The organism is Luteibacter sp. CQ10 (assembly GCF_040900725.1).
In the GTDB taxonomy this organism is placed as follows: domain Bacteria; phylum Pseudomonadota; class Gammaproteobacteria; order Xanthomonadales; family Rhodanobacteraceae; genus Luteibacter.
In genome coordinates, this window is sequence record NZ_JAEUYM010000001.1 from 646,772 (window position 1) to 667,652 (window position 20,881).

Genomic DNA, 20,881 nt, shown 5'->3' on the forward strand with positions numbered 1-20,881 from the left:
GCACCCCTGGAACGAACGTGGCCCCCGGCGAAGTGTACGCCGGGGGCCACGATGGCGGCGATCCGTCAGACGGTCATCAGGTCCAGGAGCAGACCACCTTGCCGCACTGGCCGGCGTCCATCAGGTCGAAGCCCCTCTGGAAGTCGTCGATGGCGATCTGGTGGGTGAGCACCTTCTGAAGCGGGAAGCCGGTGAGCACCATCTGGGTCATCTTGTACCAGGTCTCGTACATCTTGCGGCCGTAGATGCCCTGCAGCGTGAGGCCCTTGAAGATCACCCTGTCCCAGTCGATGCCGGCACCGCGCGGCATGATGCCGAGCATGGCGATCTTGCCGCCGTGGTACATGCACTCGAGCATGTCGGCGAACGCGCGCGGATTGCCGCTCATTTCCAGGCCCACGTCGAAACCTTCGATGTGGAGGTCTTTCACCACATCCTTCAGCGACTGGTTGGCCACGTTCACCACGCGGGTGGCGCCCATGTCGGCAGCCAGCTTCAGGCGGTAGTCGTTGACGTCGGTGACTACCACGTTGCGCGCGCCCACGTGCTTGGCGATGCCCGCGGCGATGATGCCGATGGGGCCGGCACCGGTGATGAGCACGTCTTCGCCGATCAGGTCGAACTCGAGCGCGCAGTGCGCCGCGTTGCCGTAGGGATCGAAGAAGGCGGCCAGTTCCGAGGGAATTTGGTCGGGGATCGGCCACAGGTTGGAGGCCGGCATGGTCATGTATTCGGCAAAGGCGCCGTCACGGTTCACGCCGATGCCGAACGTATTGGGGCACAGGTGCTGGCGGCCGGCCCGGCAGTTGCGGCAGTGGCCGCACACGATGTGGCCCTCGGCCGACACGCGGTCGCCCACCTTGTAGCCGGTGACCCCCGGGCCGATCTCGGCGATGCGGCCGACGAATTCGTGGCCGATGACCAGGCCCGGCTTGATCGTGCGCTGGGACCACTCGTCCCACTTGTAGATGTGCAGGTCGGTGCCGCAGATCGCGGTCTTCTCGACCTTGATCAGCACCTCGTTGGGGCCGACGGTCGGCACCGGCACTTCTTCCATCCAGATACCCTGTTCGGGCTTGCGCTTGACCAGCGCCTTCATCGTCTGCTGCATGGTGGTTCAAGGTTCCGTGGGGAGCGTCCGCGGCGCGGACCAAACCGCCATTATAGGCCGGTGAGGGGTGGCGATCTTGTGCGACGCGCCATTGCCAGGTGCCGGGGCGGCCCTCTATGGTCCGCAAGGTTTTACGATACAAGGGATACCGAAGACGATGCGAATCCGCACGATGATGCTGGGCGCGGCCATGGCGCTGGCGCTGGAGGCCCGGGCCGACGAGGGCATGTGGCTGCCTTCGCAGTTGCCCGACATTGCGAAAAACCTCAAAGAAGCCGGCTTCCGCGGTGACGCCCGCGATCTCGCCGACCTGACCCGCGCACCTCTCAACGCCGTGGTGCGGGTGGGGGGCGGCACGGGCTCGTTCGTGTCGGCCGACGGCCTGCTGGTGACCAACCACCACGTGGCCTTCGGAGTGATCCAGTACAACTCGCGGCCCGACCGCGACCTGATCTCGAACGGTTATGTCGCCGCCGACCGGGCCGCGGAGCTGCCCGCCAACCCGGATTACCGCCTCCGCGTCACCGTGGGGTTCGACAAGGTCACCGATCGCATCCTGGCCGGCGCGAAGGGAAAGACCGGAAGGGCGTATTACGACGCCGTGGACGCCGCCAGCAAGGCGCTGGTGGCCGAGTGCGAGAAAGAGCCGGGCATCCGCTGCAGCGTGGCCAACATGTTCTACGGCCGTGACTTCTACCTGGTAAAGCAGCTCGAGCTTCGCGACCTGCGCCTCGTCTACGCCCCACCGCGCGCCATCGGCAACTACGGCGACGAGATCGACAACTTCGTTTGGCCGCGCCACGCAGGCGATTTCACCATCCTGCGTGCCTACGTCGGCCCCGACGGCAAGCCCGCGGACTATTCGCCCGACAACAAGCCCTACCATCCGCCGTCGCACCTGAAGCTGGCGACCGAAGGCGTGGCCGAAGGCGATTTCGTCATGCTGGCCGGGTATCCCGGCATCACCTATCGCCACCGCACGGCGACCGAGTTCGCCGACCAGATCCAGTGGCGCCTGCCGACCTCGGTGGCCGTGCTGACCGGCCTCCAGGACGTGATCGAGGCGGAAGGAAAGACCGACAAGGACGCGGGCATCCGTTACGCCTCGCAGTTGCAATCGCTCAAGAACGGCATCAAGCGATTCAGCGGCGAACTCCAGGGCCTGGAGCGCAGCGATGCGGTGACCGTCCGTCGCGACGACGAGGCGGCCATGCTCGCGTGGCTGGCGACGCGCCCCGAGGCGAAGACGCTCAAGCCCGACATCGACGCGGCCATGGCGTTGATCGAGCAGGGCAAGGACGTGCGCGACCGCGACCTTCTCGTCGGGCTGCTTTCCACGCAGACGCAGTTGATGCGCGGCGCCCTCGCGCTGGACCGCCTCTCGATCGAACGGCCCAAGGCCGATGCCGAACGTGAATCGGGCTACCAGAAACGCGACGAGGAACTGATCAAGAGCCAGTTGAAGCAGATCCAGCGTCGCTACGATCCCAAGGTGGAGAAGGCGCTGGTGACCTCGCTCGTCGCCCGCTACCAGGCGCTTCCCGCCGCCCAGCACCTGCCCGAGATGGACACGGTGTTCGGGCGCACGGCCGCGGAGCTGGCGCAGGCACTCGATCGCATCTATGGCGCCACCAAGCTCAGCGACGAAGCCGAGCGCCTGCGCCTGTTCGACGCCACGCCCAGTGAGGTGGAGAAGAACGGCGACGCCTTGCTCGTCGCCGCGCGCACCCTGCGCCCGGCCCTGCTGCGCATGGAAGACCAGCGCAAGGCGCGCGAAGGCGACCTGCTTCGCCTGCGCCCCGCCTACATGCAGGCCTTGATCGCCTACCGCGAAAAGCAGGGCAGGGCGGTGTATCCCGACGCCAATTCCACCTTGCGCGTGAGCTACGGCAAGGTCACCCCCCTCGTCGCCCGCGATGCGGTCGCCTACGCACCGGTGACCACGGTGAAGGGTATCGTCGAGAAGAACACCGGCAAGGTGCCTTTCGATGCGCCCAAGCCCTTGCTCGACGCGATCCGCAAGGGGGATTTCGCCGGCTACGCCGATCCGGCCACGGGCGAGATGCCGGTGGATTTCCTCAGCAACCTCGATACCACTGGTGGCAATTCGGGTTCCCCCGTGCTTAACGCGAAGGGCGAGCTGGTCGGCCTCAACTTCGACAGCAACTGGGAAGCCGTGAGCGCAAGCTGGATGTACGACCCGCGCTACAAGCGCGCGATCCACGTCGACATGCGTTACATGCGTTGGCTGATGGACAAGGTCTATCCCTCGCCGTCCCTCCTGAAGGAACTCGGCGTCCCGGCACGCTGAGGACAGGCATGACCTCCGGCACATAGCCGTCGGAGGTCATGTGTCGGATTGTTATATTGTAACGAAAGTGGGGCGTCGTCCCGCCGTTCGATCCAAGGAGCATCCATGCGCCGTCTCGCCCTCGCCACCGCCCTCGTGGCGGGCCTCGTTCCCGTCGTCCATGCCGTGGAAGGCATGTGGCAGCCGGCTCAGCTGCCAAAGATCGCCGCCGCGCTGCGGCAGCACGGCCTCAAGCTCGATCCGGCCACCCTCACCGACCTGACGGCGTATCCGATGGGCGCCATCGTCAGCCTCGGCGGATGCACGGCATCGTTCGTCTCGCCCGACGGCCTGGTGGTCACCAACCACCACTGCGGTTACGGCGCCCTGCAATACAACTCGACGAAGGAAAAGAACCTCATCGAGCAGGGCTTCCTGGCGAAGACACCGGCCGAGGAGTTGCCGGGCTCGCCCGACATGCGCGTGTTCGTCACCGAGGAGATCCGCGACGTCACCGGTGAGGTGACCGCGAAGGTCACGCCGACGATGACCGGGAAGCAGCGCTTCGACGCCATCGACCGGGCGGAGAAAGAGTTGGTCAAGGGTTGCGAAACCGACGGTTACCGCTGCGACGTCTACGTCTTCCACGGCGGATACAGCTACCAGCTGATCAAGCAGCTGGAAATCAAGGACGTGAGGCTGGTCTACGCGCCGCCCGAGTCGATCGGCAAGTTCGGCGGCGACATCGACAACTGGATGTGGCCGCGCCATACCGGCGATTTCAGTTACCTGCGCGCGTACGTCTCGAAGGACGGCAAATCGGCCACGTATTCCAAGGACAACGTGCCGTATCACCCCAGGCACGTCATCAAGCTCAATCCGCAAGGCGTGAACGAAGGCGATTACGTGATGGTGGTCGGTTACCCCGGCCGTACCAATCGATATCGCCTGGCGCAGGAAGTGCAGGCCGCGATCGATTGGACATACCCCACGCAGATCGGGTTGTACAAGGAACAGCTCGCGATCATCGACGAGAACGGCAAGGCCAATCCCGACGTCACGGTGAAGTACGCCAATCTCGTCGCGGGCCTCAATAATTACCTGAAGAACTTCGGTGGCCAGCTGGAAGGGCTGCGCCGAGCCGATGCGGTGGCCGTCAAGCGCAAGCAGGAGGCCGATCTCGATGCCTGGCTGAGGAAGCAGGGCGGCGCCGATAACCAGGCGCTGGCGAAAGACATCGCCGAACTCAAGGCCAAGCTCTCGGCCTACCAGTCCACGCGCGCCCGCGATGCGTACCTGGCCCTTGTCGCGCGTACGCAGCTGTTCTCCACGGGCGTCAGGCTGGCGCGTCTCGCACATGAACGCACGAAGCCGGACATGGAGCGTGACGCGGGGTATCAGCAGCGTGACGAAGTGCGCATCGAAGGCGCGCTCAAGCAGATGGATCGCCGCTACGACGCGAGAACCGACCAGGCCTTGTTGTCCAGTGCGCTGGTGCACTATGTGTCATTGCCGCAGGCACAGCGTTTGCCGGCCCTCGATGCCTGGCTGGCCGGCGCGGCCGACCCGTCCGCCATCTCGGCGAAGGTGGCGGCGCTCTACAAGGGTAGCCACCTTGGCGAAAGCGAACGGCGCCTGAAATGGTTCAAGGCCGACGACAAGGCGATCGCGGCCAGCGACGACAGCATGTTGAAGCTCGCCACGGCCGTGTTGCCCGATTTGAAGAAGATCGAGGACGAAGGCGATGCGCGCGATGGCGAACTCGCCCGCCTTCGTCCGCGATACATGCAGGCCATCATCGCCTGGAAGGAATCGCAGGGCCTGCCGGTCTATCCGGACGCCAACAGCTCGTTGCGCGTCACCTTCGGCAACGTGCAGGGGGTTGCGCCGCGCGACGGCGTGAGCTACGCGCCCTTCACCACGGTACGGGGCATCGTCGAAAAGAACACCGGCGAGGAGCCCTTCAACGCGCCGAAGGCCGAAATCGACGCCATCAAGGCCAAGGCGTTCGATGGGTACGCGTCGGACAAGCTGGGTACGCTGCCGGTCGACTTCCTTGCCGACCTCGACATCACCGGCGGCAATTCCGGTTCGCCGTCGCTCGATGCCGAGGGTCGCCTGGTGGGCCTTGCCTTCGACGGCAACTGGGAGTCGGTCAGCGGCGACTGGTTGTTCAATCCCCAGCTCAATCGCTCGATCCAGGTCGACGTCCGTTACATGTTGTGGGTGATGCACCACCTCGACCACGCCGACAACCTGCTTAAGGAGATGGGCGTGCCGGCGAAGTAGCCGCGTTCGCGGGGCGGTTATCCACAAGGGATGTGGATACCGCCTGCATAAGCGTGTGGATAAGTCCCGCTTGCGCTTGTGGGACAGGACGTTGCCTTACGCTGATCGTTGCGTGACCAGAGCGCCGTAAGCAGCCTCGTCCGTGCTTCGGCGCACGGCCAGGCGGACGCATGGGTTAACCTTGCGTCCGCCTGTCGATTCCTTCCCGCGATGTCCGAAGACCACCGTCCCCTCGCCATCTTCCTGATGGGGCCCACCGCCTCGGGCAAAACCGCGCTCGCGTGTTCGCTGGCCGATCGGTTTCCGGTGAAACTGATCAGCGTCGATTCCGCGCTGGTCTACCGGGGGCTCGACATCGGCTCGGCCAAGCCCGATGCCGCCACGCTCGCGCGCTATCCGCACGAGCTGATCGACATCCGCGATCCGTCCCAGCCGTATTCCGCGGCCGAATTCGTGGGAGACGCCCGCGAAGCGATGGATCGCGTGGCGGAATCCGGCAAGGTGCCTTTGCTGGTGGGCGGCACCGGGCTCTATTTCCGTGCCCTGCAGCGAGGTCTTTCCGAATTGCCGGAAGCCGATCCGGCCGTTCGCGAGCGCATCGCCGCCGAAGGCGCCCAGCTGGGTTGGGCCGCGTTACACGCGCGCATGGCCGCCGTCGATCCGGCGGCGGGCGAACGCATCCGGCCGGGCGACGCCCAGCGCATCCAGCGGGCGCTGGAGGTCTTCGAACTCACCGGCCGGCCGATCAGCGAGCTTCAGCGCCAGCCACGACAGCCTTTCCCGTGGCGTGTGCTCAAGCTGGCGCTGCTGCCGGACGATCGCGCGCGACTCCACGAACGCATCGCGCGACGCTTCGAACAGATGATCGCGGAGGGGTTCCTGGACGAAGTGCGTGCCCTGCGCGCGCGCGGCGACCTGCGCGCGGACCTTCCCGCCATCCGCGCGGTGGGCTACCGTCAGGCCTGGGAGTTCCTCGGCGGGGAGGGAGACGCCACGAACTTCCGCGACCGTGGTATCTATGCCACCCGGCAACTCGCCAAGCGCCAGGTCACCTGGTTGCGCAGCGAGCTGGATGCGCGCACGTTCGATCCCGATCGGTGCGATCCGTTGCCGGAAGCGTCCATGGCACTGGAGCTGTTCCTCGGAATGCCGAAGACGTCACGTCAAAAGCTTCCAGGCGGCATTTAAATGCAGTTAAGATTCAAGACACTTGGGCCGGGGCGTCGCAAGGCGTTTTTTTACCCGGACCCGTACGATAGGCGTAGGGGAGAAGAAGAATGTCCAAAGGGCAATCGTTGCAGGATCCGTTTCTGAATGCGCTTCGTCGCGAGCGCGTGCCGGTCGCCATCTATCTGGTGAACGGCATCAAGCTGCAGGGCACGATCGAGTCGTTCGATCAGTTCGTGGTGCTTCTGCGCAATCAGGTCAGCCAGATGGTCTACAAGCACGCCATTTCCACGGTGGTGCCGAGCCGCAACGTGCGGGTAGGCGGCCATGAGAACCATGGGGAAGGTGGAGCGGGCGACGCCGAGGGTTGAGGGGCCCGCGGTCGGCACCCATATGAAGGGGCGGGTGCGCGTACCATGTACGCGCACCCTTCTCCCTTTCCGAGGTCATCCCCCTAAGTGTTCGACAGGCAAAAGAAAGGCGACCGGGCCGTCCTGGTGTTGCCGCATTCACGCGGCGAGGGCGACGCGATTCGCCGTGGCGAGGAGTTCGCCGAGCTGGTGAGTTCGGCGGGCGCCGAGATTCTCGCGAGTATCCCCGCGCGCGTCGAAACCCCCAATCCTCGTTTCTACATCGGTAGCGGCAAGGCCGACGAGGTGGCCGAGGCCGTGCGCGCCCTCGAGGCCGACCTCGTCCTCGTCGATCACGAGCTCACCCCGGTGCAGGAGCGAAACCTCGAAAAGCACCTGAAGACCCGCGTGGTCGACCGTGCCGGGCTTATCCTGGACATCTTCGCCCAGCGCGCCCGGTCGCACGAAGGCAAGCTCGAGGTCGAACTGGCCCAGTTGAAGCACGTGGCCACCCGGCTGGTGCGCGGCTGGACCCACCTGGACGCCCAGCGCGGCGGTGCCATCGGCAACCGCGGCCCCGGCGAAACCCAGTTGGAAACCGACCGCCGCCTGCTTGCCGAGCGGGTGAAGATGCTCACCAAACGCCTTGAAAAGGTTCAGGTCCAGCGCGACCAGCAGCGTCGTGCGCGACTGCGCAACACGGTGCCCCGCGTGGCCCTCGTGGGTTACACCAACGCGGGCAAGTCCACGTTGTTCAACGCCCTGACCACGGGCGGCGTCTACGCCGCCGACCAGCTCTTCGCCACCCTCGATCCCACGGTGCGCAAGATCGACGGCCTGTCCTGCGGCCCCGCGGTGATCGCCGATACCGTCGGCTTCATCCGCGAACTGCCGCACGACCTCGTCGCCGCCTTCCGCGCCACCCTGGCCGAGGCCCGCGACGCCGACCTGCTCATCCACGTGAGCGACGCCGTCGACGAGGAGCGGGAGCTGTTGCGCCGTGTGGTGAACGAGGTGCTCGAGGAAATCGGCGCGGGTGACGTGCCGCAACTGTCGGTCATGAACAAGATCGATCTCGCCGACGACATCGAGCCGAGGGTGGACCGTGGCGACGATGGCAAGCCGACCCGGGTCTGGCTGTCGGCCCGTTCCGGCGCCGGCCTGGACGGCTTGCGCGAAGTCCTCGGCGAGTTGCTCGGCGGAGAGCGCATACGGGCCGGTATTGAGCTTCCTCTCACGGCCGGGCGGCTGCATGCCCGCCTGAAGGCGGCAGGCGCGATCGCCGGCGAAGCCATCGACGAGCATGGCTGGCGCCTCGACATCGATGCCCCGCGGTCCGTTCTGGCGCCGTTGCTGGGCGACGACGTGCATGCTCGCCCTTTACGCGATCTGATCGAACCGCCCCAGGCCGAGTTCTGATCCCCGCACCTGTCTGGTAGAATTTGCGGTGTTTGCGTGCCGATCCGGCGCGGCGCCGGGTCGGCACACGCCCCGCCGTTCGCTGCCGCCGTGCCCGGTCCATCTCACGGCTTGTCAGCCGCCCACCCTCCGGTCCCCGAAGGAGACTGCCGCCCATGGCTTGGAACGAACCCGGTAACGGCCAGAAGGATCCCTGGAACCGCAACCGGCCAGGCGGGCGCAAGCCCGACCTCGACGGCGCGATCAAGAACCTCAAGGCCCGCTTCGGCCGCTTCGGCGCCGGCAGCGGTGGCATCCTGGCCATCGTGGGCGTGTTCGTCCTGGCCTGGCTGCTGGTCTCCAGCTACACGGTGATCGATGCCCGCCAGGTCGGCGTGGTGCTCCGCTTCGGCCAGTTCTCGCGCATCCTGCCGCCGGGCTTCCACCTGAAGGCGCCCAGCCCGATCGAGTCGGTCACCAAGGTGGAGACCACCCAGGTCCGTTCCATTTCCGACAACGTCTCGATGCTCACCCGCGACGAGAACATCATCACGATCGACTTCAACGTGCAGTACCAGGTCTCCGACGCCCGGAAATTCCTGTACTCCAACGCCGATGTCGAGAACGGCACCATCCCCAACGCCGCCGAAGCCGCCGTGCGCTCGGTGGTGGGCGCCAACGCGATGGACAACATCCTCACCACGCCGGGCACCGATACGCCCGCGCCCGACCAGGCGCCGGTCGCCGGCGTGGCGCCGCAGGCGAAGGAAACCCTCCAGCAGCAGACCCGCGACATCCTCCAGGCCACGCTCGACAAGTACGACGCGGGCGTCACGGTCACCGGCGTCAGCTTCCAGAACGTGGCCCCGCCCAAGGAAGTCAAAGACGCCTTCGACGACGTCAACGCGGCCCGCGAAGACAAGCAGAGCGAAGAGAACAAGGCCCGCGCCTACGAGAGCCAGGTGGTGCCGGTGGCCCGCGGTGAAGCCGCCCGCATCGCCGCCGAGGCCGAGGCCTATCGCGTCGAACGCATCGCGCGCGCCAACGGCGACGTCGAGCGCTTCAATCTGCTGTTGAAGGAATACCATGCGGCGCCCGACGTCACGCGCCGCCGCCTGTGGCTGGAAACCGTGGAAGAAGTGATGGCCGGCAATCCGAAGATCATCGACGGCAGCGGCGGCAAGAACATCATCCAGTTGCCCGTGGAGGGTGGTCCCAACGCCACCGTGCGCAGCGTGCCCGGCGTGGGTACCGTCGTGCAGTCCGCCACCACCGAGCCGGCCACGCAGGGGAATGCCCAGTGAAGATCCTTTCCGGCCTCATCGTCGTCGCCGTGGTGCTGCTCGCCTTCAACAGCGCCTTCATGGTGAAGGAGGGCGAAAACGCGCTGCTCCTGCAGTTCGGTCGCATCGTGCGCGCCGACTACACCCCCGGACTGCACTTCAAGATTCCCGTGGTGCAGCAGGTGATGCGCTTCGACAACCGCATCCTCGGCCTGGACGCCCAGCCCGAGCGCTATTTCACGCTCGAGAAGAAGAGCGTCAACGTCGATTTCTACGTGAAGTGGCGCATCGCGGACAACGCCTCGTATTACCGCGCCACCTCGGGTGAACAGACCCAGGCCATCCAGCGCCTCACGCCCATCGTGAAGGATGCGCTGCGCTACGAGTTCAACGCCCGCCCGCTCGAAGACCTGATCGCCGGCGGCCGCAAGGACATCACCGAGCGCGTGCGCCAGCAGACCGATGCCGTGGCACGCAAGAACCTCGGCATCGCGGTGGTCGACGTGCGCATCAAGCGCATCGATCTCCCCGACGAAGTGAGCGGCTCGGTGTACAAGCGCATGCGCGCCGAGCGACTGCAGCTGGCCAACGAACTGCGCTACACGGGGCAGGAGAGCGCCGAAACCATCCGTGCCGACGCCGACCGCCAGAAGATGGTGCTGCTGGCCGATGCCAACCGCGACGCCACCAAGGTCAAGGGTGACGGCGACGCACAGGCTGCCGCCATCTACGCGCAGGCGTACAGCCAGGATCCCGAATTCTTCGCCTTCTACCGGAGCCTCGCCGCGTACCGCAAAGCCTTCGCCGACGGCAAGGGCGTGCTCGTGCTGAAGCCCGATTCCGAATTCCTGCGCTACCTCAACGACGGCCCCGGCCGTTCGCGCTGAACCATCTCCACATCGTCAGAGAGAGCAACATCATCATGGGCAAGTCAGTAGTCATCCTCGGCGCGCAATGGGGCGACGAAGGCAAGGGCAAGATCGTCGATCTGCTCACCGAGCGGGTCGGCGCCGTCGCGCGCTTCCAGGGCGGCCACAACGCGGGCCATACGCTGGTGATCAAGGGCAAGAAGACCGTCCTGCACCTCATCCCCTCGGGCATCCTGCGCGACGACGCGCTCTGCCTGATCGGCAACGGCGTGGTGCTCTCGCCGGCCGCGCTGATGAGCGAGATCGCCGAGCTCGAAGCGCAGAACGTCGACGTGCGCGCGCGGCTGAAGATCTCGCCGGCCACGCCGCTGATCATGCCGTACCACATTGCCGTCGATAAGGCGCGCGAAGTCGCCTCCGGCGCCAAGGCCATCGGCACCACCGGTCGCGGCATCGGCCCGGCCTACGAAGACAAGGTGGCCCGCCGCTCGATCCGCGTGGCCGACCTCATGTACCCGCACGAGCTGCCCGAGAAGGTGAAGGCCGCCGTCGATTACCACAACTTCGTGCTCACCGAGTGGCTCAAGGCCGAGCCGGTCGACTACCAGACCGTGCTCGACGAAGCGCTCACCTGGGGCGAGTACCTCAAGCCCATGGTCGACGACGTCGCCACCATCCTGCACGACGTGCGCCGCGAGGGCGGCAACATCCTGTTCGAAGGTGCGCAGGGCGCGCTGCTCGACATCGACCACGGCACCTATCCGTACGTCACCTCGTCCAACACCACGGTCGGCGGCGCGCTCGCCGGCACCGGCGTGGGCGCCCGCGACATCGACTACGTGCTGGGCATCTGCAAGGCCTACGCCACGCGCGTCGGCGGCGGTCCGTTCCCGACCGAGCTCAACGACGAGATGGGCGAACTGCTGCGCAAGAAGGGCAACGAGTTCGGTGCCAGCACGGGCCGTCCGCGCCGCTGCGGTTGGATCGACCTCGTGGCGCTCAAGCGTGCCGTGCAGATCAACGGCATCGACGGCCTGGCGATCACCAAGCTCGACGTGCTCGACGGCCTGGAAAGCATCAAGGTCTGCATCGCTTACGAATACCGCGGCAAGCGTCGTGAACTGGCGCCGCTGGATGCCGACGGCTGGGCCGAGTGCAAGCCGGTGTACCTGGAATTCCCGGGCTGGGAAGAATCCACCGCGGGCATCCGCGATTGGAACAAGCTGCCGCCGGCTGCGCGCGCCTACCTGCGTGCCGTCGAGGAGCTGTCGGGCTGCAAGCTGGCGCTCGTCGCCACCGGTGCGGATCGCGAAGACACCATCGTGCTGGACGATCCGTTCGGTAACGATAACGGCTGCTGATCGGTCGATCGGTGTTACGAAAAACGCCAGCCCTGGGGCTGGCGTTTTTTTGTGCGTAGGCAAGCTGTCGCTCGCTCGAGCACAAGGCGCTGGGTTCCTGCGTACGCAGGAACGACGTGAGGTTTTCTTGCGCGTGGCAGTGAATCTCGTAGCTCGTCGTTCCTGCGCACGCAGGAACCCAGCGCCTTGCGAACGGTTATCGCGACAACGCAGCTACGGCTCTCAGATCGCCCGCGCCAGCGTCTCGGCCAAACCGATATACGTGGCAGGCGTCAGCTCGGCCAACGCCTTCTTCGCATCGGCCGGCAGATCGAGCCCATCGATGAAGGTCCGCATCGAATCCTTCGTGATGCCCTGGCCGCGCGTCAGCGCCTTCAACTGCTCGTAGGGCTCCGGCAGGCCGAAGCGGCGCATCACCGTCTGCACGGCCTCGGCCAGCACTTCCCAGCTGGCATCCAGATCGGCGGCGACGCGTTCGGCATTGACGTTGAGCTTGCCCAGGCCCTTCATCAGCGACTCGAACGCCACCAGCGAATGACCGAATGCGGTGCCCAGCGCGCGCAGCACGGTGGAGTCGGTGAGGTCGCGCTGCCAGCGGCTGATCGGCAGCTTCTCGGCGAAGTGGCCGAGCAGGGCGTTGGCCAGGCCGAAATTACCTTCGGCGTTTTCGAAGTCGATCGGATTGACCTTGTGCGGCATGGTCGAGGAGCCGACTTCGCCCGCCTTCAGCGCCTGGCGGAAGTAGCCCAGCGAGATGTAGCCCCATACGTCGCGGGCGAGATCGATGAGGATGATGTTGATCCGGCGCAGCACGTCGGCGAACTCGGCGATGCCGTCGTGCGGTTCGATCTGCGTGGTGTACGGGTTGAAGACCAGGCCGAGGCCGTCGACGAAACCCGAAGCCAGGGCGGGCCACTCGACGTCGGGGTAGGAAATGACGTGTGCGTTGTAGTTGCCCACGGCGCCGTTGATCTTGCCCGGGATCTCGATGGCGACGAGCTGGCGGCGCTGGCGCTCCAGGCGGGCGACGACGTTGGCGATTTCCTTGCCCATGGTGCTGGGGGAGGCGGTCTGGCCGTGCGTGCGCGAGAGCAGCGACAGGCCGGCATGGTCGTGCGCGAGGGCGCGCAGCTTGCCGATGATCTGGTCGAGGGCGGGCAGCAGCACCGATTCGCGCGCATCGCGCAGCATCAGTGAATAGGCGAGGTTGTTGATGTCTTCGCTGGTGCAGGCGAAGTGCACGAATTCCTTGGCCTGGGCGAGGGCGGGATCGTTGCCGATCTTTTCCTTGATGAAGTATTCCACCGCCTTCACGTCGTGGTTGGTGGTGGCTTCGATGGCCTTGATGCGTTCGCCGTCGTCTTCGGAGAAGTCGTTCGCGATGGCTTCCAGGCGGGCCACGGCGTCGGCCGGGAAGGCCGGCAGTTCGACGATGCCCGGGTGCTTCGCCAGGGCGAGCAGCCAGTGGATCTCCACGTGCACGCGGCGATGCATGAGGCCGAACTCGCTGAAGATGGGACGCAGCGAGGCCGCCTTGGCGGCGTAGCGGCCGTCCAGCGGCGAAAGGGCGGTCAGCGTGGCGTGGGACATGGGGCTTCCTGAAGGCGGATGGGGCAGCCGCGCATTATAAGTCATGGGGCCGTGGGGCGTTTTGGCCCGGGACGGCGTCATTCGCCGATGCGATCGGCTCCCACCCCTCCGGTAGGAAAGGCGCCGACGCGATCGGACCCCTTTCCTTAGAAAAACGGCTACCGGAGGGGTGGGAGCCGATCGCATCGGCGAAAGCCGTCTTGTCCCGGTCCACCTGTAAAACGGCACACCCAGGCACTACCTTACGGACGTCCCCTCCCGGAGTTCCCGCATGAGCAAGTTCCGAACCGAACGTGACAGCATGGGCGAGTTGAAGGTGCCCGCCAAAGCCCTCTACGGCGCCCAGACCCAGCGGGCGGTGGAGAACTTCCCGGTGTCGGGGCTCACCATGCCGCGCGAGTTCATCCGCGCCCTGGGCCTGGTCAAGCTGGCCGCCGCCGAGGCCAACGTCAAGCTCGGGCACCTGGACAAGGGCGCCGCCAAGGCGATCCGCGCGGCGGCCGAGAAGGTCATCGCGGGCGAGGTCGACGAGCATTTCCCCATCGACGTGTTCCAGACCGGTTCGGGCACCAGTTCCAACATGAACGCCAACGAGGTGATCGCCCACCTCGCCGCGGCGGCGGGCACCCAGGTACACCCGAACGATCACGTCAACGCGGGGCAGAGTTCCAACGACGTGATTCCCACCGCCATCCTGGTCAGCGCCACGCTGGCCACGAGCGAGAAACTCTTCCCCGCACTGAAGCACTTGCGCAAGACCATCGACGTTCGTGCGAAAGAACTGAAGAAGGTCGTCAAGACCGGGCGCACCCACCTGATGGACGCCATGCCGATCACCTTCGGGCAGGAGCTGTCGGGCTGGTCGGCGCAGATCCGCGACGCCGAGGAACGCATCGGCGATACCCTCAAACGCACCCGCCGGCTGCCGCAAGGCGGCAGCGCCGTGGGTACGGGCATCAACGCCGATCCGAAGTTCGGCCCGGCCGTGGCCGTCGAGCTGGGCAAGCTCACGGGCGTGAAGTTCGAGTCGTCCGATAATTACTTCTCCGGCATGGCCGCGCAGGATGCGCCCGTGGAGCTGTCCGGCCAGTTGCGCGCGCTGGCGGTGGCGGTCATGAAGATCGCCAACGACCTGCGCTGGATGAATTCCGGTCCGCTGGCGGGCCTGGGCGAGATCGAACTGCCGGCCTTGCAGCCGGGCTCGTCGATCATGCCGGGCAAGGTGAACCCGGTGATCCCCGAGGCCGCCGCGATGGTGGCCGCGCAGGTCATCGGCAACGACGCGACCATCGCGGTGGCCGGCCAGTCGGGCAATTTCCAGCTCAACGTCATGCTGCCGGTGATCGCCTACAACCTGCTGCAGTCCATCGAGATCCTCGCCAACGTGACGGTGCTCCTGGCCGACAAGGCCATCGCGGGCTTCAAGGTGAACGAGGAGCGCGTGCGCGAAGCGCTCGACAAGAACCCCATCCTGGTCACGGCGCTCAATCCGGTGATCGGCTACGAGAAGGGCGCGGCCACGGCCAAGCAGGCGTACAAGGAAAAACGTCCCATCCTCGACGTGGCACTGGAAACCACCGGGCTGTCCAAGGCCGAGCTGGCGAAGCTGCTGGACCCCGCCGCGTTGACCAAGGGAGGTATCCACGGTGGCGGTGGATCGGGCGGCTGAGACCCTGGTTACGGAGACCGCCCGGTAGGCGCCGATTCATCGGCGAAAGCCGACGGAGCGCAGGCGCCGGAGGCCCCATCGCCGATGAATCGGCTCCTACCAAGCAGGGCGGTGGTACCCTTGGCCGTTTCCCGACCCGCTGAAACCCCATGCGCATCGCCCTAGGCGTCGAATACGACGGCACCGACTTCCTCGGCTGGCAACGGCTCAGTCACGGAAAGACGGTGCAGGGCGCGCTCGAGGACGCCCTGGCGGTGGTCGCCGCCCAACCCGTCGAAGTGACCGCCGCCGGCCGTACCGATGCCGGCGTGCACGGCCGCTGCCAGGTGGTGCATTTCGACACCGAGGTGGTGCGCGACATGCGCGGCTGGGTGCTCGGGGCGTGCTCCAACCTGCCGCGCAGCATGGCCGTCACCTGGGCGCAGCCGGTGGCCGACGATTTCCATGCGCGCTTCTCGGCACGCGCGCGTCGCTATCGATACCGCTTGCTGCCGCGCTACGTGCGACCCGCGCTCGACGCGCGTTTCGTCGCCTGGGAGCGCAAGCCGCTGGATGCCGCGCGCATGCACGAGGCCGCGCAGGCGCTGATCGGCGAGAACGACTTCTCCGCCTTCCGCGCCGTGTCGTGCCAGGCCGCGCACGCGCGGCGCAACGTGCGCTCCATTCGCGTGTTCCGGGACGACATCCACGTCGTGGTCGAGATCGAGGCCAACGCGTTCCTGCACCACATGGTGCGCAACATCGTCGGTTCGCTCATCCCCATCGGCCGTGGCGAACAGCCGGTCGAATGGATGGCCGAACTGCTCGCCGGCCGCGACCGCGACGTGGCCGGTGCCACCGCGCCGGCGGAAGGCCTGACCTTCCTCGGCCCCCTCTACGAAGCCCATTGGGGCCTGCCACAGGACGTGACGCTATGACCCGGATCAAATGCTGCGGGCTCACCCGCATCGACGACGTGCAACTCGCCGCGCGCCTCGGCGCCGACGCCGTCGGTTTCGTGATGACGCGCCGGAGCAAACGCTTCGTCGATCCCGCCGCCGCGGCCGCGCTGCGCGACACCGTGCCGCCCTTCGTCACCACCGTGGCGCTGGTGATGGACGATACGCCCGAGTATGTCGCCGACGTCGTTCGCGTGCTGCGCCCGGACATGCTCCAGTTCCACGGTGCGGAGACCGACGAGGCCTGCGCCGCCTTCGGCGTGCGCTATCTCAAGGCCATCGCGATGGGCGAGGGCGAGGCGGCGCTGACGCGCCTGCGCGCGTATCCCCGTGCCGCCGGCCTCCTGCTCGACGGCCACGGCCTTGGCGAATTGGGCGGTAGCGGCAAGCGTTTCGACTGGTCGACGATGCCCCGGGACATCGCGCAACCCCTCGTCCTCGCCGGTGGACTCACCGCCGACAACGTCGGCGAGGCCATTCGCGTCGCCCGTCCCTGGGGCGTGGACGTCTCCAGCGGCATCGAATCGTCGCCGGGCGTCAAGGATGGGGATAAGATGGAACGCTTCATATCCGCCGTGCGCGCCGTCCCCAGCGCCTGACACGGCCATCGAGAAGGTAGACCAAGGCAATGACCGAGATCGCGGACTTTCACGCCTATCCCGACGCCCACGGGCGCTTCGGCGACTTCGGCGGCATCTACGTGGCCGAGACGCTCATGGAGCCGCTCGCCGAACTCACCGCCGCCTACGAGAAGCTGCGCGTCGATCCGGCCTTCATCGCCGAACTGGATCGCGACCTCAAGCATTACGTGGGCCGCCCCAGCCCGATCTACCACGCCGAACGCCTGTCGAAGCACGTGGGCGGCGCGCGCATCGTGCTCAAGCGCGAAGACCTCAACCACACCGGCGCGCACAAGATCAACAACACCGTGGGTCAGGCGTTGGTCGCCCGGCACATGGGCAAGACGCGCATCATCGCCGAGACCGGCGCGGGTCAGCACGGCGTGGCCAGCGCCACCGTCGCCGCGCGGCTGGGCCTGAAGTGCGTGGTCTACATGGGTGCCGTCGACATCGAGCGGCAGAAGATCAACGTCTACCGCATGCGCATGCTCGGCGCCGAGGTGGTGCCCGTCACCTCCGGTTCGAAGACGCTGAAGGATGCGCTCAACGAAGCGATGCGCGACTGGGTCACCAACGTCGCCGACACCTTCTACATCATCGGCACCGTGGCCGGCCCGCATCCGTATCCGCAGATGGTGCGCGACTTCAACGCCATCGCCGGCCGCGAGGCCCGTGCGCAGATGCTCGAGGAGTACGGCCGTCTTCCCGACGTCATCACGGCCTGCGTCGGCGGTGGTTCCAACGCCATCGGGCTGTTCCACGCCTTCCTCAACGATCGCGACGTGCGCATCGTGGGTGCCGAAGCCGCCGGCGACGGCATCGACACCGGCCGGCACGCCGCCTCGCTCGCCGCGGGCAAGCCGGGCGTGCTGCACGGTAACCGCACGTACGTGCTGTCCGACGCCAACGGCCAGATCATGGAAACCCATTCGGTATCGGCCGGACTGGATTACCCCGGCGTCGGTCCCGAGCATGCCTTCCTGAAGGATGCCGGTCGCGCCGAATACGTCGGTGTTACCGACGACGAGGCCCTGGAGGCGTTCCATCTCCTGGCCCGTACCGAGGGCATTCTCCCCGCGCTCGAATCCAGCCACGCGATCGCCCAGGCGATCAAGCTGGCGCGCGAACTGCCCCAGGACGGCATCGTTCTCGCCAACCTTTCCGGGCGTGGCGACAAGGACGTGCACACCATTGCCGCGCGCGAAGGAATCGAACTCTGATGAGCCGCATCGACCGCCGCTTCGCGGCGCTGAAGTCCGCCGGCCGCACCGGCCTCATTCCCTTCGTGACCGCGGGCGATCCCTCGCCCGACCACGTGGTGCCGCTCATGCACGCGCTGGTCGCCGCCGGCGCCGACATCATCGAACTGGGCGTGCCGTTCTCCGACCCGATGGCCGACGGCCCGGTGATCCAGCGTTCCTCCGAACGCGCCATCGAGAAGGGCGTGAGCCTGACCAACGTGCTCGCCTGGGTCGCGGCCTTCCGTGAGACCGATGCCGACACGCCGATCGTGCTGATGGGCTACCTCAACCCCATCGAGATGCATGGTTACGCGGAGTTCGCCGAAGAAGCCATCGAAGCCGGCGTCGACGGCATCCTCGTGGTCGATTGCCCGCTGGAGGAATCCCACGTGCTGGCACCGCTGCGCGAGGCCGGCCTCCACCAGATCCTGCTGGCCTCGCCGACCACCGCCGAGCGCCGCCTGGGGGCGCTTTGCGAGGCCGCTTCCGGCTTCCTGTACTATGTGTCGTTCAACGGCATCACCGGTGCCGCCCAGCTCAGCACCGGCGACATCGCCGAGCGCGTGGCCGGCATCCGGGCTCGCTCGAAGGCGCCGGTCGCCGTCGGTTTCGGCGTACGCGATGCGGCGTCGGCCAAGGCCATCGGCGAGTTCGCCGATGCCGTGGTCATCGGCAGCGCCCTGGTCCAGCGTCTCGAAGGCGCGACCTCGGCCGACGATGCCGCCGGCCGGGCGCGGGATTTCCTCGCGCCCATCCGCGCCGCGCTCGACGAGCGCTGAGCGGTCGAAACGATACTCGGAGAGACACGATGAACTGGCTGCAAAAGATCATGACGCCGAAGACCCGTGCGCCCAGCGCGGCCGGCGGCAAGGGCAAGGTGCCCGAGGGCGTGTGGGAGAAGTGCGCCGGTTGCGGCACGGTGCTTTACAAGCCGGAGCTCGAGAAGTCGCTGATGGTCTGCCCCAAGTGCGGTCACCACCATGCGATCAGTGCGCGCCTGCGTCTGGCGGCATTCTTCGACGAGGGCAGCACGACCGAGCTGTGGCCGAAGATGGAAGCCGTCGACGCGCTCAAGTTCAAGGACCAGAAGAAATACAAGGACCGCGTCGCCGCCGCGCAGAAGTCCACCGGTGAGAAAGACGCGCTGATCGCCATGTCGGGCACGCTGCTCGATCGTCCGCTCGTGTCGGTAGCCTTCGAGTTCGCCTTCATGGGTGGTTCGATGGGCTCGGTGGTGGGCGAGAAGTTCACGCGCGCCGCGGAAAAGGCCCTGGCCGAGAAGAGCGCGCTGGTCTGCTTTGCCGCCACCGGCGGCGCGCGCATGCAGGAAGGCCTGTTCTCGCTGATGCAGATGGCGAAGACCTCCGCCGCCCTCGCGCGCATGCGTGATGCGGGCGTGCCGTACATCTCGGTGCTCACCCATCCCACCACCGGTGGCGTATCCGCCAGCCTCGGCATGCTGGGCGACATCAACGTGGCCGAGCCCAAGGCGCTGATCGGCTTCGCCGGCCCGCGCGTCATCGAGCAGACCGTGCGCGAGACGCTGCCGGAGGGTTTCCAGCGTCCGGAGTTCCTCGTCGACCACGGCGCGGTCGACGTCATCGTCGATCGTCGCGAAATGCGCGACAAGCTGGGAGCGATGTTGGGCATCATGCAGAAGGCGCCGCGCGCGGCGGCTTGATGCGAACGAAAACCCGGCGAAAAGCCGGGTTTTCTTTTAAGCCGGTCAACGTTTCGCGATAACCGGATGCAAGGCGCTAGGTTCCTGCGTGCGCAGGAACGACGAGCGGCAAGATTGGAACTGTCTACAAAAAACCTCACGTCGTTCCTGCGCACGCAGCAGCCCAGCGCCTTGCGTCCGAGCGAGCGACAGCTTCGCCTACGTGCAACGGTGGGGCATCCCGCCAACCCTGCCGAATGCGCACAACCCGAACTCCCCGTATCGCGAAGAATCCCCCGGCCGGCATCCCGTCGGTCAACCGCGCAAGGAGAGTGTCACGATGAACATCGAAACGATCCAGGCATCGAACCCGGCGAGCCGCGCCGCCCTGTGGCGCAGCCAGGCCGGCGACGGCAACCCGGCGGGCGCGCTATTCGCGGCGGACTTCGCCGAAGCCGACATCGTCGGGGGCACCGACATCATCGTGACCAACTGCGTGCTCTGCACCGGCTCGGTCGACGCGAACACCCGTCACGTGCAGTGCGGTGCCTGACCCTTCCGGCGGCGCAGGGACGCGCTGCCGAATCGGCGCACAACTTTTTCCGTGTCTCTTTGGATAGGTAACTGACGGGCCGTACAGGAAAAGTTTCCGGTGCGAGCATCGGGTCGCTCCCGCGCGGCTCTTGTGGACGTCGCGCCCGCGTGGAAAGAATCTCGCGGGGCCGGCAGGAAGGTGGCTTGGTTCATCGCATGCGTCGCCATTCGCTCTGTCAGCACCACCGACGAAGTCCAGTTCTTCCCAATCGAAACTGTGAACAGGAGTGTCCCGATGAGCAACGAAATGATCCATGCCGCCAAATCCGTCAGCCGTGCCGTCCAATGGCGCAGCCAGGCCGGTTCCGATAATCCGGCCGGCGAACTGTTCGCGAACGGCTTTGCCGAGGCCGACATCGTCGGTGGGACGGAAATGCTGGTGACCGGTTGCGCGATGTGTACGGGTTCGATCGAGCACACCATCCGCATCGCCTGCGCCTGATCGTCTCGC

18 protein-coding genes are annotated in these 20,881 nt (G+C 66.4%); 16 read left to right on the forward strand and 2 right to left on the reverse strand.

What is annotated here, in order from left to right; translation table 11 throughout:
* Window positions 1-76: 76 nt before the first annotated feature.
* A complete protein-coding gene (gene tdh / locus JNG39_RS03030) occupies window positions 77-1,111 on the reverse strand; it encodes an L-threonine 3-dehydrogenase (RefSeq protein WP_368309591.1) in 1,035 nt (344 codons plus the stop codon).
* Between the two features lie 157 nt (window positions 1,112-1,268).
* On the opposite strand from tdh, the gene JNG39_RS03035 reads away from it, so the two are divergent.
* The 8 genes from JNG39_RS03035 (at window position 1,269) to JNG39_RS03070 (ending at window position 12,118) form a co-directional block, all read left to right on the forward strand.
* Window positions 1,269-3,422 carry a S46 family peptidase gene (locus tag JNG39_RS03035; protein ID WP_368309593.1) on the forward strand — a complete coding sequence of 718 codons (2,154 nt, stop codon included), beginning with the start codon at window positions 1,269-1,271 and terminating at the stop codon, window positions 3,420-3,422.
* Between the two features lie 105 nt (window positions 3,423-3,527).
* On the forward strand, window positions 3,528-5,690 hold the full coding sequence (locus JNG39_RS03040; protein ID WP_368309595.1) for a S46 family peptidase: 2,163 nt from the start codon (window positions 3,528-3,530) through the stop codon (window positions 5,688-5,690).
* A gap of 210 nt (window positions 5,691-5,900) precedes the next feature.
* Complete coding sequence (gene miaA / locus JNG39_RS03045; RefSeq protein WP_368309596.1) at window positions 5,901-6,878, forward strand: tRNA (adenosine(37)-N6)-dimethylallyltransferase MiaA; 978 nt, start codon at window positions 5,901-5,903, stop codon at window positions 6,876-6,878.
* An 89-nt stretch (window positions 6,879-6,967) separates the two neighbouring features.
* Window positions 6,968-7,228: an RNA chaperone Hfq gene (gene hfq / locus JNG39_RS03050; protein ID WP_144910780.1), complete on the forward strand. Its 261-nt coding sequence runs from the start codon at window positions 6,968-6,970 to the stop codon at window positions 7,226-7,228.
* Between the two features lie 87 nt (window positions 7,229-7,315).
* Window positions 7,316-8,626, forward strand: coding sequence for a ribosome rescue GTPase HflX (gene hflX / locus JNG39_RS03055; RefSeq protein WP_368309598.1), 1,311 nt, complete (start codon window positions 7,316-7,318; stop codon window positions 8,624-8,626).
* Between the two features lie 155 nt (window positions 8,627-8,781).
* Window positions 8,782-9,909 (forward strand): FtsH protease activity modulator HflK, encoded by a 1,128-nt coding sequence (gene hflK / locus JNG39_RS03060; RefSeq protein ID WP_368309599.1) that lies wholly within the window; start codon window positions 8,782-8,784, stop codon window positions 9,907-9,909.
* Window positions 9,906-10,775: a protease modulator HflC gene (hflC, locus tag JNG39_RS03065; RefSeq protein WP_368309600.1), complete on the forward strand. Its 870-nt coding sequence runs from the start codon at window positions 9,906-9,908 to the stop codon at window positions 10,773-10,775. Before hflK ends, hflC begins: the two co-directional genes overlap by 4 nt.
* Before the next feature lie 35 nt (window positions 10,776-10,810).
* Window positions 10,811-12,118: an adenylosuccinate synthase gene (locus tag JNG39_RS03070; RefSeq protein ID WP_368309602.1), complete on the forward strand. Its 1,308-nt coding sequence runs from the start codon at window positions 10,811-10,813 to the stop codon at window positions 12,116-12,118.
* Between the two features lie 222 nt (window positions 12,119-12,340).
* Here JNG39_RS03070 and purB read toward each other — a convergent pair whose 3' ends face one another.
* Window positions 12,341-13,708: an adenylosuccinate lyase gene (gene purB, locus JNG39_RS03075; protein WP_368309603.1), complete on the reverse strand. Its 1,368-nt coding sequence runs from the start codon at window positions 13,706-13,708 to the stop codon at window positions 12,341-12,343.
* A gap of 271 nt (window positions 13,709-13,979) precedes the next feature.
* Here purB and JNG39_RS03080 point away from each other — a divergent pair, with 271 nt between their 5' ends.
* The 8 genes from JNG39_RS03080 (at window position 13,980) to JNG39_RS03115 (ending at window position 20,872) form a co-directional block, all read left to right on the forward strand.
* A complete protein-coding gene (locus JNG39_RS03080; RefSeq protein ID WP_368309604.1) occupies window positions 13,980-15,377 on the forward strand; it encodes a class II fumarate hydratase in 1,398 nt (465 codons plus the stop codon).
* 149 nt (window positions 15,378-15,526) lie between these two features.
* A complete protein-coding gene (gene truA / locus JNG39_RS03085) occupies window positions 15,527-16,294 on the forward strand; it encodes a tRNA pseudouridine(38-40) synthase TruA (protein WP_368309605.1) in 768 nt (255 codons plus the stop codon).
* Complete coding sequence (locus tag JNG39_RS03090; RefSeq protein WP_368309606.1) at window positions 16,291-16,914, forward strand: phosphoribosylanthranilate isomerase; 624 nt, start codon at window positions 16,291-16,293, stop codon at window positions 16,912-16,914. Before truA ends, JNG39_RS03090 begins: the two co-directional genes overlap by 4 nt.
* A 29-nt stretch (window positions 16,915-16,943) precedes the next feature.
* Window positions 16,944-18,155 (forward strand): tryptophan synthase subunit beta, encoded by a 1,212-nt coding sequence (gene trpB / locus JNG39_RS03095; RefSeq protein ID WP_144910754.1) that lies wholly within the window; start codon window positions 16,944-16,946, stop codon window positions 18,153-18,155.
* Entirely contained in the window at window positions 18,155-18,955 is an 801-nt protein-coding gene (gene trpA, locus JNG39_RS03100) for a tryptophan synthase subunit alpha (protein ID WP_368309607.1), read from the forward strand. Before trpB ends, trpA begins: the two co-directional genes overlap by 1 nt.
* Before the next feature lie 29 nt (window positions 18,956-18,984).
* On the forward strand, window positions 18,985-19,857 hold the full coding sequence (accD, locus tag JNG39_RS03105) for an acetyl-CoA carboxylase, carboxyltransferase subunit beta (RefSeq protein WP_368309608.1): 873 nt from the start codon (window positions 18,985-18,987) through the stop codon (window positions 19,855-19,857).
* Between the two features lie 319 nt (window positions 19,858-20,176).
* Complete coding sequence (locus tag JNG39_RS03110) at window positions 20,177-20,389, forward strand: DUF6229 family protein (RefSeq protein WP_368309609.1); 213 nt, start codon at window positions 20,177-20,179, stop codon at window positions 20,387-20,389.
* A gap of 180 nt (window positions 20,390-20,569) precedes the next feature.
* Window positions 20,570-20,872: a DUF6229 family protein gene (locus tag JNG39_RS03115; protein WP_368309610.1), complete on the forward strand. Its 303-nt coding sequence runs from the start codon at window positions 20,570-20,572 to the stop codon at window positions 20,870-20,872.
* Window positions 20,873-20,881: the final 9 nt, after the last annotated feature.